An 11,753-nucleotide genomic window follows, 5' to 3' on the forward strand; every position below is an offset into this window, starting at 1 on the left:
TGCAGAGTTCCGGATTTCAGCTCCAGGCCCGCCCATCATGCGGTGCATCATAGGGCAAAAACGGACACCGGAGAGATGATTTGCGGCGTGCAGCATACCGGATAGCAGGAATTTTATGTGTGATCCTCGGAGTGATCGGCGCCATCCTGCCGGTCATGCCGGGCACCATCTTCTTCATTCTCGCCGCCGCCATGTTCGCCAAGTCCTCCCCGGAACTCGAGGCGCGCATTCTGGCCCATCCATCCATCGGGCCGCAGGTCATTGCCTGGCGCGAGCACGGCGTCATCCCGCCGCGCGCCAAGCTCTATGCCACGGGCGGCATGGCTTTCGGATATGGCATGTTCTGGCTCGGCGCCCATCCCGGCTGGCCGCTGGCCCTCGGCGTTCTGGCCTTCATGGTGGCCTGCGCCGCCTATGTTCTGTCGCGGCCCTCCTATCCGCGCAGCTGAAGCTATCTAAATTTATGCTTCAATTTTTCTGCACACCCAATTGATTTATAAAATCAATCATCCTTGATTAGCCGCTTGCCCAGCTCCACCACATCGTCGGGGACATAGCCTAGCTGCCGGTAGAGGCCGGTTACCTCTTCATTGCCGGTCCGCACCAGAAGATTGATCTTCGGACAGCCGCGTGCCAGCAGCAGCGCTTCGCCATGCTGCATCAGAAGCCGGGCATAGCCCTTGCCGCGATGGGCCGGATGAATGCTGAGATAGTTCACCGAGCCCCGGTGCCCGTCATAGCCGAACATGGCGCTGCCGATGATGGCATTGCCCAGACGCAGCACGATGAAGCCCCAGGGACTGTCCGCGACCTTGCGGTCGATGTCCTTGTCCGGATCGTTCCAGGCCCTTGTCAGGCCGCACTCTCCCCAGAGGGTGACCACACGATGGCGGTCACCCTCGGTGAAGGTATCGATGACAGGCTTGGGGCTCGTGATCATTCCACCGTCACCGACTTGGCAAGGTTGCGCGGCTGGTCCACATCCGTGCCCATGAACACCGCCACATGATAGGCGATCATCTGCGTCGGAATGGCGTAGATGATCGGCGCAACGATGCCGGACAGTTCGGGCATCACCACCTGGTCATTGGCCGCAAGGCCGGAGGCCGCAGCGCCCTTTTCATCGGTGATGAGCAGGATCTTGCCGCCGCGTGCCGCCACTTCCTGCATGTTCGAAACGGTCTTCTCATAGATCGCATCATGCGGGGCAATGACGATCACCGGCATGTTTTCGTCAATCAGCGCGATCGGGCCATGCTTCAGCTCACCGGCGGCATAGCCTTCGGCGTGGATGTAGGACAGCTCCTTGAGCTTCAGCGCCCCTTCCAGTGCCAGCGGGAAGCTGGTGCTGCGGCCGAGATACAGCACATCCGATGCCCGGGACAGGGCCGGAGCCAGCTTCTCGATGCGCGGCTCAAGGCCGAGTGCCTGCACGGCGAGACCCGGCGCTTCGGCAAGAGCGCCGACCAGTTCGGCCTCTTCTGCTTCGGTTATGAAGCCGCGCTGACGGCCTGCGGTGACCGCGAGCGCCGCCAGAACCGCCAGCTGGCAGGTGAAGGCCTTGGTGGAAGCAACACCGATCTCCGGGCCTGCGACGGTCGGGAACACCACATCGGCCTCACGGGCGATGGTGGATTCCGGCACGTTGACAATGGCGCCGATGGTCAGGCCTTCCTGCTTGCAATAGCGCAGCGAGGCAAGCGTATCCGCCGTTTCGCCGGACTGGGAGATGAACAGCGCCATCTCGCCCTTCGACACGGGCAACTCGCGGTAGCGGAATTCGGAAGCAACGTCGATTTCCACCGGCAGGCGGGCGTATTTCTCGAACCAGTACTTGCCGATGAGGCCGGCATAATAGGCCGTGCCGCAGGCGGACATGACGACGCGGGTCAGCTTGCTGAAGTCCACCGACGTGCCTTCCGGCAGGCGCACCTTGCGGGCGCTCAAGTCCAGATAGCGCGACAGGGTGTGGCCGATGACTTCCGGCTGCTCGTGGATTTCCTTGGCCATGAAGTGACGGTAGTTGCCCTTGTCGATCATGGCAGCGCCGACGGCCGACTTGCTTTCCGGGCGCGTGACGGGCGTATTCTGGCGGTCGAAAATGGCGAGGCTGTCACGGCTGAGCACGACCCAGTCGCCTTCTTCCAGATAGGTGATCCGGTCCGTGAAAGGTGCCAGAGCGATGGCGTCGGACCCCAGGAACATCTCGCCTTCCCCGTGGCCAACGGCCAGCGGCGAGCCGCGTCTTGCACCGATCAGCAGGTTCTCTTCGCCCTCGAACAGGAAGGCGAGCGCGAAGGCGCCGCGCAGGCGCGGCAGCACGGCGGCCACGGCCTCCTTCGGGGCAAGCCCTTCATCCATCGCGGCATTGACCAGCAGCGCCACCACTTCCGTGTCCGTATCGGTCACCGGCTGATAATCCTTGGCCACCGCCTCGGCGCGCAGTTCCTGATAGTTCTCGATAATGCCGTTATGCACGACGGCGACGCCTCCGCTCTGGTGCGGGTGGGCGTTGGAAACGGTCGGCGCGCCATGGGTGGCCCAGCGGGTGTGGCCGATGCCGATGACGCCCGGCAGCGGTGTCTTTTCCAATACGGCTTCCAGATTGCGCAGCTTGCCTTCCGCGCGGCGGCGGGTGACGATGCCGTTCTCCAGCGTGGCAATGCCGGCCGAGTCATAGCCCCGGTACTCAAGGCGCTTCAGCGCATCCACGAGGCGCGGTGCAACGCCGCTCAGGCTGACGATACCAATGATGCCGCACATGAAAATGAATCCCTTTGAAACGATCTGACCCGCCTCTGTTAGACGAGACGGGTCAGTTTGTTGAAATCAAACCCTGTTTCAGACGATGACAGGCAGCAATCCGTCAGCTCTTCTTTGCGGCCTTGGCGGCAGCAAAGCGGACGCGCAGCACTTTGGCCCGGCCTTCCTTCACGCTCTGGCGGGCACGGCCGATGACAAGTGCATCATCGGGAACAGCTTCCGTCACCGTGCTGCCAGCCGCCACATAGGCGCCCGAACCGATCTTTACCGGCGCAACGAGCGTCGAGTTGGAGCCGATGAAGCTGCCCGCGCCAATCTCCGTCAGGTGCTTGCCGAAACCGTCATAGTTGCAGGTGATGGTACCCGCGCCGATGTTGGTCTTTGCCCCCACCACGGCATCGCCGATGTAGCTGAGGTGATTGACCTTGGCGCCTTCGCCGATCTTGCCGTTCTTCACCTCGACGAAGTTGCCGATATGGGTATCGCGGGCCAGTTCCGCACCGGGGCGCAGACGGGCATAGGGGCCGACCGTGGCATCCGCTCCGACCGTCGCCCCTTCCAGATGACTGAAGGCCCGGATGCGGGTTCCGGAGGCAACATGCACGCCAGGCCCGAAAACCACATTGGGCTCCACCAGAACATCCGGCTCCAGCACCGTGTCATGGGAGAAGAACACGGTGGCGGGAGCCTGCAGCGTGACGCCGCGCTCCAGCGCGGCGCGGCGCATTCTGTTCTGGAAAATCTCTTCACATTCAGCAAGTTGAGAACGGTTGTTAATGCCGCGCGCATCATCTTCGCTGGTGGTGGCTGCAACCACTTTCAGCCCGCGTGCATTGGCAATCTCCACGGCGTCCGTCAGATAGTACTCGCCCTTGGCATTGCTATTGCCAACCGCTGACAGCAACTCCTCTGCAATAGCGCCCTGAAAGCCCATGATGCCAGAGTTACAGAAATTTATCTTTCTTTCGTCGTTGCTTGCGTCCTTTTCCTCACGTATCGCGAGAAGCTGATCGCCTTGCATCAACAGGCGGCCATAGCCGAAGGGATTGGCTGCTTCGAAGCCCAGAACCGCCACATCCGCTCCTGCCGCCAGAGCGGCCCGCACGCGGGCAATGGTGTCCCCGGTCACCAGTGGCGTATCGCCAAACAGCACCAGCACGTCATCGGCCGCCGGCGTCAGGGCGCTTCGGGCGGCGAGTGCCGCATGGGCCGTTCCGAGCCGTTCGGTCTGCTCGTGGCAGCTCGCGCCGGGCGACAGCTTTGCGACAAGGGATTCCAGCGCCGGCATGTCCGGCCCGACGACCACGGCGACGCGATTGCCTTCGCCGCTCACGGCCTTCAGCACATGGCCGATCATCGGCAGATTGCCGATCTCGTGCATCACCTTCGGCAAGCTGGACTGCATGCGTGTTCCAAGGCCTGCGGCCAGGATGATGGAAAGGAGACTGCGGTTGGACATGGGATCTTTCTGCCGGTCTTGCTGATGGGCACAGGCCGCCCGCGCACCGCCGCAGGCCTTCTGTATCCCTGTTCAGCCTTTTCCTGCCCTTTTACCAAAGATGCAAGCCGCCGATCCACAGTTCCCTGCAGAAGACTTCCCCGGGACCGCTGTAATTCCCTGTTCGTTAACCATGTTTGGAGACAAGATATCCCATGGATAGCAACAGATTCGCCGTAGCGGGATAGCCTAGGTGGAGAGCCGCAAGAAGGATGCCGGTGTCAAGGCGTCCGGGCCAGATATGGCCCGGGCACGGCTCGACATTGCCGCCTGGGCTCTCTTTGCGCTTCTGTTTGGCACCGTCGGCTTTTCGGCCTACTGGTTTGCTCCGGCACGCCCCTCCGGCGGGCAAGCTTACGCAGGCATCATGCTGCCCCCTCCCGGCGAGGTTTCCGGGCCAACCGGCAGCATTGGCCGCACGGAAGCCGTCGTGATGGATGGGGAAACCGTCTCCATCGGCATTCTCCCCTCTCCCCTTGGAACGGGCGGTGCGGAATCCATGCGGCTGCTCGAGGCACGGCTGGAAACGCTGCAGCGGGAGGTGGTCTCTTTGCGCCGCCGTGTCCTCCAGATGACGGAGCTCAGCGACGGCTATTCGAACAGGCTCGCCTCGCTCGAAACCGGCACCGGCGGCGGCCTCATCACCGGCTCGGTAGAGAACAGCATCCCCGCGCCCGCGCAGCCAAGGCTTGCCGACATTGCCGCCGGCACGTCGCAGCGGAGCGAGCCGCTGCACGATGCGGGGGATCTGCCGAAGCTTGATCCCAAGGATGCGGAGCGCCCACAGGCTGCCGTCAGCCTGCCCAGACCCGATCCGCGCAAGACGGTACAGGCCACTGTCGAGACACGGCCAGCCCCGGAAACCCTGGCGGAAACAAGCTCCTCTGCGGCCAAGCCTCTTGCCGCCTCGGACATCAGCGCCATCATGTCACCGGCAGGAGCCGTGCCCGAGTCGCCTGGCAGTTCCTACGAGGGGCGGACCGCGGCGCTTTCTTCAACGCCGGAACCGGTGCGGCCGGTACGGATCGTCGGGTTGCCGGTATCCGGCACGCCCGCCCCTGAAACGACCGCCGCCATTCCTCCCGAGCCCGCGCCGGAAGATACACAGACCCAGCGTGAGGACCTCGACGCAGCCCTGATGATCCGCCCGGTTGACCCGGCCGGACGCACCATTGGCAGCGCGGACCGTATTGGCCGCAGCGACTTTGCCATTGAAATCGGCCGTTATGCCTCACGCTCCGCGGCGAGCGACGGCTGGGAGAATTTCGCATCAGCCCATACGGACAAGATGAGCGGGTTGCGCGCCCTGACCCAGCCGGCTGGAGAGGGTTCTGAGTCCGTGCGGCTTCTGGCCGGGCCTTTCGCCAATGCGGCTGCGGCCTCCGTCGCCTGCCTGCGTCTTGAAGTGGACCAGAAAGCCTGTTCGCCCACGCTCTTCTCGGGCGAGCCGCTTCTGGAGAGTTTCCGGTAGGCAGAGATCCGTTTCCAGTGATCTGGAGAGGATCAGCCGATCACCTGAAACTGCGGGAATGTCTCGAGCAGCCAATAGGAAAAGACAGCCATCTGGCCGGTCAGGAACATGATCCCGGTGAGAACCAGGACCACGCCCATCCCCTTCTCCACCTTGCCCATGTGGCGGCGGGCCTTCTGCATGAAGCGCAGGAACGGACCGGCAAAGAGCGCCGCGATCAGGAACGGGATACCGAGGCCCATGGCATAGGCGCTGAGGAGAATGGCGCCGCGTGCCACGGTTTCCTCTGAGCCCGCGACGAACAGAATGGCCGCCAGAACCGGCCCCACGCAAGGGGTCCAGCCGAAGCCGAAGGCGAGGCCGATCACATAGGCTCCGGCGAGGCCAGCCGGTTTGCGGTCCAGATGCACCCGCGCTTCCCGGTAGAGCAGCGGAATGCGGAAGAGCCCGAGGAAATGCAGCCCCATGACGATGGTCAGCACACCGGCGACATAGCCGAGGACCTGAATATGCTGCGTCACCATCTGCCCCAGGAAGGAAGCACTGGCGCCAAGCAGCACGAAAACGGTCGAGAACCCCGCCACGAAGGCAAGCGCGGCAAAGAACACGCGCCGAACCGCTTCGTCTGTCCGGTCATCGGCGGACAGCTCTTCCAGGCTGGTTCCGGCAATAAAACCAAGATAGGGCGGCACAAGCGGCAGCACGCAAGGGGAAACGAAGGACAGAACTCCGGCGAAAACAGCGCCTGCCAGTGTTACTTCCTGAATCATTCCCGCCACCTTTGTCAGCGAATCTGCCGTGCCCGCCCGGGGCCCGCGCAATGCATGGACAGGTCTTACCGCATTGCAGGGGATGAAATGAAGATGGCAGAACCGCGCATCCCGTGAGGAATGGGACTTACGCCGATCACCTTACCGCGAGGCGCGCCGCCTCCACAGAGACGGGGCGCGGCCGCTTCAGCCCATCAGGCTGGATGAGGAAAGAGCAACGTACCTCAGCTGTCCTGGCGTCCGCCGTCGACGACTTCAAAGCTGGGCCGGATCACGACACCAACATCACCGCCATCGCGCAGTCCCTGGCGCCATTGGTCCAGCACCAGCCGCAAAGCGAGCGTCTGACGGTTGTGCGGCAGCTGGGAAATCACGCCAGCCAGAAACTCATCGAGCAGGTCGCGGTTGATCGCGCCTTGATGGATCAATGCGTTCACGAGGGTGAGAGTCGCTGCGATGTTCGCTTTGACGAAGTCGAACTCAGGTGAGGTCATCGAGTGCGAAGCAGAGTTTTCCGGCATCGAGCGAGCCAATCTGCCAGAGATTGTTCTGGCGTTAGGACAAAAAATACCAAGGGGCGAACGGCAACCCAAACGGGATGCCTCAGCCCCTGCGACCCACCGCACCTACTGTGATCAGATTTTATGAGTAAGCCAGTACACATTCCAGTCAATTTTTAAGCGACCGGTTCCTTTTTGTGATCTTTCGCCGAAACAGTCCAATTTATCTGCACTACTGACGATGTGTAATTTACCAGATTCACAGTCTTTCGGCTGAACTGCGTCCGGCAGACGCATGGGAAGCATGATCTGCTTCATGCAAAAACAGCGTTTCCGAATGCCGTGCGGGACAATCCCCAACAAGGCAACATGGAATGAATGATCAAAAATCAGGAAAAGGGAAAGTGGTGAGCGAGCAGGGACTCGAACCCTGGACCAACTGATTAAAAGTCAGTTGCTCTACCAACTGAGCTACTCGCTCCCGCTAGGGAAACAGATGCGCCGGAGCGCCCGTCTGCTGGCGGTGTGTTTATGCCGGAAGGCGGCTGGGCGCAACCCGGAAAAAAACACTTTCTGAGACTATCCACGAAGCTGTCAACATCCGGTGAAGACAGTCCGGCAGGCCTGACACATCCCGCGTCAGGCCGGCTCCAGCACCAGCGTCACACCGCAGAGGCTTTCAGCGGGAATGATGGACCGTGCGGCGACACTTGCCCCCGTCACCCGAAGGGCCGCAATGCAGGGCAGTCCGCCCGGCAGCGCATCGGCCGCCGCATCGCCGAAGAGATGGCGGTAGGCGACAGGCGACAGGATCGAGATCTTGCCACGGGCCGTCTGGCACTCGATGCCAAGGCTGGTGGCCCTGAGTTCCCGCACACCCGTGAAACCTTCGAGGAAGATGTGATGGTCTGCCGGATCCCGGGCCACCAGAATCACTTCGGCCAATGCTGTTGCGCCATTGGCATGGCGCTGGAACTCCGGCTTCCAGAAGTTTTCCGGATAGAGATTGTGGCAGGTGAAGAAACCGGTCTCCGGCGCATCCGCATCGCGGGTGAAGGTCAGCTCAAACCCGACCTTGCGCACCGTGCCATCAGGTGCAGTGGCTTCCCGGCCAAAGGAGAAGGGATCGAACACGGGAAGTCCGGCCGCAGCAAAGGCCGCACGGTCGTCCGCCGCACTGATGCTGTCCAGCACCAGCATGGAGGCCCCTTCCCGCTTTTCCAGGAAGTCCTGATTGAAACGGCCAAACGAGAAGGCCGTTCCCGTGGCCGGAACAATGGCGGCACCGGCCGGAACCGTCAGAAGTTCAAGGAAAGCTCCGTCCAGCTGCACCAGACGGTTTTCCGTGCCCCAGGGATGGCGGGCGCGTGGCGTCAGCGTGAAGCCGAGCGCCTCGAAGGCCTCTGCTGCACGGTCGAGATCCCGGACCGCGATCACCACGTGATCCAGTCCGCGTGTCTTTGCCGCCGCTGCCATGCCCCTCACTCCCTGCCCTGCCCAGCTCTGCTGTATGCGTATGGCCGTCAGACCAGACGGCTGCGCTTGATGGCCGCCTCGACGAAGGAGGCGAACAGCGGGTGCGGCTCGAACGGCCGGGACTTGAGTTCCGGATGGTACTGCACGCCGATGAACCACGGGTGGCCGGTGATTTCCACCGTCTCCGGCAGCACGCCGTCCGGCGAGGTGCCGGCGAAGACGAGGCCGCAGCTTTCCAGTTGCTCACGGTAGCCGATGTTCACCTCGTAGCGGTGCCGGTGACGCTCGGAAATGAGGGTGCTGCCGTAGACTTCGGCAATACGCGAGCCCGGCTTCAGCGCCGCCTGATAGGCACCAAGGCGCATGGTGCCGCCAAGGTCATCGCCCGCGTTGCGCAGTTCCTTTTCGTTGCCGCGCGTCCATTCGGTCATCAGGCCGACCACGGGCTCTTCGGCGGGGCCGAATTCGGTCGAGCTGGCCTTGGTGATGCCTGCAAGGTTGCGGGCCGCTTCCAGCACCGCCATCTGCATGCCGAAGCAGATGCCGAAGTAAGGCACGTTGCGGGTGCGGGCGAACTGGGCAGCGGCAATCTTGCCTTCCGCCCCGCGCTCGCCGAAGCCGCCGGGCACCAGGATACCGGCCACGCCCTCAAGATAGGGCGCCGGATCTTCCTTTTCGAAGGTCTCGGATTCGATCCACTGCAGCTTCACCTTGACGTTGTTGGCGATGCCGCCATGGACAAGCGCCTCGATCAGCGACTTGTAGGCGTCCTTCAGCACGGTGTACTTGCCGACGATGGCGATGGTCACCTCGCCTTCCGGATTGGCGATGCGGCGGGAAATCTCTTCCCAGCGGTCGAGCTTGGGTGCCGGTGCGCCGGTGATGCCGAAAGCCTTGAGGACTTCTTCGTCGAGGCCTTCCTTGTGATAGGCGATCGGCACGTCATAGATCGAGGCCACGTCATAGGCCGGAATGACGGCGCTTTCCCGCACATTGCAGAACTGGGACAGCTTGCGCCGCTCGTTCTCCGGAATGTGGCGGTCGCAGCGGATCATCAGGATATCCGGCTGGATGCCGATGGAGCGCAGCTCCTTGACCGAGTGCTGGGTCGGCTTGGTCTTCATCTCGCCGGCGCTGGCGATATAGGGCATCAGCGTCAGGTGGATGTAAATCGCCTGTCCGCGCGGCAGGTCATTGCCCAGCTGGCGAATCGCCTCGAAGAACGGCAGGCCTTCGATGTCGCCCACCGTGCCGCCGATCTCGACCAGCACGAAGTCCACATCGTCATTGCCGTCCAGCACGAAGGCCTTGATGGCATCCGTGACATGCGGAATCACCTGCACGGTACCGCCCAGATAATCGCCGCGGCGTTCCTTGGCGATGATGTCCTGATAGATGCGGCCGGTGGTGATGTTGTCCTGCTTGGTCGCCGGGCGCCCGGTGAAGCGCTCATAATGGCCAAGATCAAGATCGGCTTCGGCGCCGTCGTCGGTGACGAAGACTTCGCCGTGCTGATACGGGCTCATGGTGCCCGGATCGACGTTGAGATAGGGGTCGAGCTTGCGAAGCCGGACCTTGTAACCGCGGGACTGAAGCAGGGCGCCAAGCGCAGCCGATGCCAGACCCTTCCCGAGCGAGGAAACCACGCCGCCAGTGATGAAAACGTATCGCGCCATGGAGCAACACCATACTGTGGTCCCTGCCGGATCGGCCAGCGGGGTCCAGTGGTTAAACACAACAAAAATGCCCTGCAGCAGATGTGCGCAGGGCACTTGAGAGATTTTTCCGGTCTATCCGCCGGATAGGGCCCTGCGGCGGTGCTGACTGCCCCGCCGCAACCTGCAAGCCTGCGGCGCTTACTGCGCTGCCGGAACCTGGGGGCCGGAAGGCTGAGCCGGAGCCGTTGCGGGCGCCTGGGGCTGGGACTGCTGCCTCAACACATCCAGAACACCGGTCCCCGTCGAGGGCGCGGAACCATCGGCCGGCTGTGCGGCACCCGGAACAACCGTGCTGCCGTCCAGAATGGAGCCGGGACCACTGTCCATGCGGGCGATGATGCTGAGGCCCAGTGACGTGGCAAAGAACATGACGGCGAGAATCGCCGTGGCGCGGGTCAGCACATTGGCTGTGCCGCGGCTCGACATGAAGCCGCCGCCTCCGCCGCCGATGCCAAGAGCGCCGCCTTCGGAGCGCTGCAGGAGGACGACAAGCACCAGGGCCAGCACGACCATCAGGTGAATGACGATAACTACCGTTTCCATTTTGGACCGATCATCCGTTTCAGTTTGGCGGCCTTCTACACCAGCCTTGCCGGAGTTTCCACCCTTGAAGGCCGGGAGATTGGCATCCTTTGTGACAAAAGGCGTCTCACACGCCGCAATCCACCGGAACCTGCCCTGTGAAGGTGGTCCTCTGCGGCGCAGCACTCTGCAACAATTATATAAGCATCAAGGGCCGGACGACCAGCGCCCGGCCCGGGCGGCATCAGGCATAGGCCGAAATGATGCCGAGGAAATCAGCGGCCTTGAGGCTGGCGCCGCCCACGAGGGCGCCGTTGACATGCGGCACGGCCATCAGCTCTGCCGCGTTAGACGGCTTCACCGAACCGCCGTAAAGCAGGCGCATGGCAGCGCCTTCCGCGCCGAAGCGGGCTTCCAGTGCGCTGCGGATGGCGGCGTGCACTTCGGCGACGTCGGCTGCAGTCGGCGTCAGGCCGGTGCCGATGGCCCAGACCGGCTCATAGGCAATCACCGTATTGGCCGCCGTTGCGCCATCAGGGACCGAGCCGGCGAGCTGCGTGCCGACCACATCCAGCGTCTTGCCGCCCTTGCGCTCGGCTTCGGTTTCGCCAACGCAGATGATGGCCGTGAGTCCGGCGCGCCAGGCTGCTTCCGATTTGGCCTTCACCACGGCATCGCTCTCGCCGTGATCGGTGCGGCGCTCGGAATGGCCCGCGAGCACGGCGCTTGCACCTGCATCCTTGAGCATTTCGGCCGAAATGTCGCCCGTATGGGCACCCGAAGCCTTGGCATGGCAGTCCTGCCCGCCGAGCGCCACCTTCGAAGCAGCGGCAGCCTTGGCGAGAACCGCAATCAGTGTTGCGGGCGGGCAGATCATCACGTCCACCTTGGCCGCGAGTGCTGCCTCAAGCCCCTGCCCCAGCGCCTCGAACTCGGCAGAAGCTGCGGCAAGGCCGTTCATCTTCCAGTTTCCGGCGACAAGCGGGCGGATTGCGGTGGCGTGGCTCATGGCGGTCTCCTGAAGGGCTGTCCGGC

12 protein-coding genes and 1 tRNA gene are annotated in these 11,753 nt (G+C 63.0%); 2 read left to right on the top strand and 11 right to left on the bottom strand.

Going from position 1 to position 11,753, the window contains the following annotated elements:
- Positions 1-80: 80 nt before the first annotated feature.
- Complete coding sequence (locus ACVNHC_RS04620) at positions 81-449, top strand: YbaN family protein (protein ID WP_082205793.1); 369 nt, start codon at positions 81-83, stop codon at positions 447-449.
- A gap of 53 nt (positions 450-502) precedes the next feature.
- Here ACVNHC_RS04620 and ACVNHC_RS04625 read toward each other — a convergent pair whose 3' ends face one another.
- From ACVNHC_RS04625 to glmU, 3 genes are all read right to left on the bottom strand, one after another.
- Positions 503-940, bottom strand: coding sequence for a GNAT family acetyltransferase (locus ACVNHC_RS04625; RefSeq protein WP_122520057.1), 438 nt, complete (start codon positions 938-940; stop codon positions 503-505).
- Complete coding sequence (glmS, locus tag ACVNHC_RS04630; RefSeq protein WP_457166562.1) at positions 937-2,763, bottom strand: glutamine--fructose-6-phosphate transaminase (isomerizing); 1,827 nt, start codon at positions 2,761-2,763, stop codon at positions 937-939. The genes ACVNHC_RS04625 and glmS overlap by 4 nt, the downstream gene beginning before the upstream one ends.
- A 103-nt stretch (positions 2,764-2,866) precedes the next feature.
- Complete coding sequence (glmU, locus tag ACVNHC_RS04635) at positions 2,867-4,222, bottom strand: bifunctional UDP-N-acetylglucosamine diphosphorylase/glucosamine-1-phosphate N-acetyltransferase GlmU (RefSeq protein ID WP_457166563.1); 1,356 nt, start codon at positions 4,220-4,222, stop codon at positions 2,867-2,869.
- A gap of 232 nt (positions 4,223-4,454) precedes the next feature.
- Between glmU and ACVNHC_RS04640 the strand changes: the two genes are divergently transcribed.
- Entirely contained in the window at positions 4,455-5,732 is a 1,278-nt protein-coding gene (locus ACVNHC_RS04640) for a hypothetical protein (RefSeq protein WP_457166564.1), read from the top strand.
- Positions 5,733-5,764: 32 nt separating this feature from the next.
- Here ACVNHC_RS04640 and ACVNHC_RS04645 read toward each other — a convergent pair whose 3' ends face one another.
- The 8 genes from ACVNHC_RS04645 to tpiA all read right to left on the bottom strand — a co-directional run bounded on the left by ACVNHC_RS04645 (position 5,765) and on the right by tpiA (position 11,727).
- Complete coding sequence (locus ACVNHC_RS04645; protein WP_058899742.1) at positions 5,765-6,502, bottom strand: cytochrome c biogenesis CcdA family protein; 738 nt, start codon at positions 6,500-6,502, stop codon at positions 5,765-5,767.
- 224 nt (positions 6,503-6,726) lie between these two features.
- A complete protein-coding gene (locus tag ACVNHC_RS04650; protein ID WP_050471558.1) occupies positions 6,727-7,023 on the bottom strand; it encodes a hypothetical protein in 297 nt (98 codons plus the stop codon).
- Positions 7,024-7,137: 114 nt separating this feature from the next.
- Positions 7,138-7,320, bottom strand: coding sequence for a hypothetical protein (locus ACVNHC_RS04655; RefSeq protein ID WP_157757174.1), 183 nt, complete (start codon positions 7,318-7,320; stop codon positions 7,138-7,140).
- A gap of 87 nt (positions 7,321-7,407) precedes the next feature.
- A tRNA-Lys gene (locus tag ACVNHC_RS04660) sits at positions 7,408-7,483 on the bottom strand.
- Between the two features lie 158 nt (positions 7,484-7,641).
- On the bottom strand, positions 7,642-8,478 hold the full coding sequence (locus ACVNHC_RS04665; protein WP_058899741.1) for a VOC family protein: 837 nt from the start codon (positions 8,476-8,478) through the stop codon (positions 7,642-7,644).
- Positions 8,479-8,525: 47 nt separating this feature from the next.
- Positions 8,526-10,154: a CTP synthase gene (locus ACVNHC_RS04670; protein WP_050471560.1), complete on the bottom strand. Its 1,629-nt coding sequence runs from the start codon at positions 10,152-10,154 to the stop codon at positions 8,526-8,528.
- A 180-nt stretch (positions 10,155-10,334) separates the two neighbouring features.
- Complete coding sequence (secG, locus tag ACVNHC_RS04675) at positions 10,335-10,739, bottom strand: preprotein translocase subunit SecG (protein WP_055456668.1); 405 nt, start codon at positions 10,737-10,739, stop codon at positions 10,335-10,337.
- 223 nt (positions 10,740-10,962) lie between these two features.
- On the bottom strand, positions 10,963-11,727 hold the full coding sequence (tpiA, locus tag ACVNHC_RS04680) for a triose-phosphate isomerase (RefSeq protein WP_457166565.1): 765 nt from the start codon (positions 11,725-11,727) through the stop codon (positions 10,963-10,965).
- Between the last annotated feature and the right edge of the window lie 26 nt (positions 11,728-11,753).

Source organism: Pannonibacter sp. Q-1, from assembly GCF_054073275.1.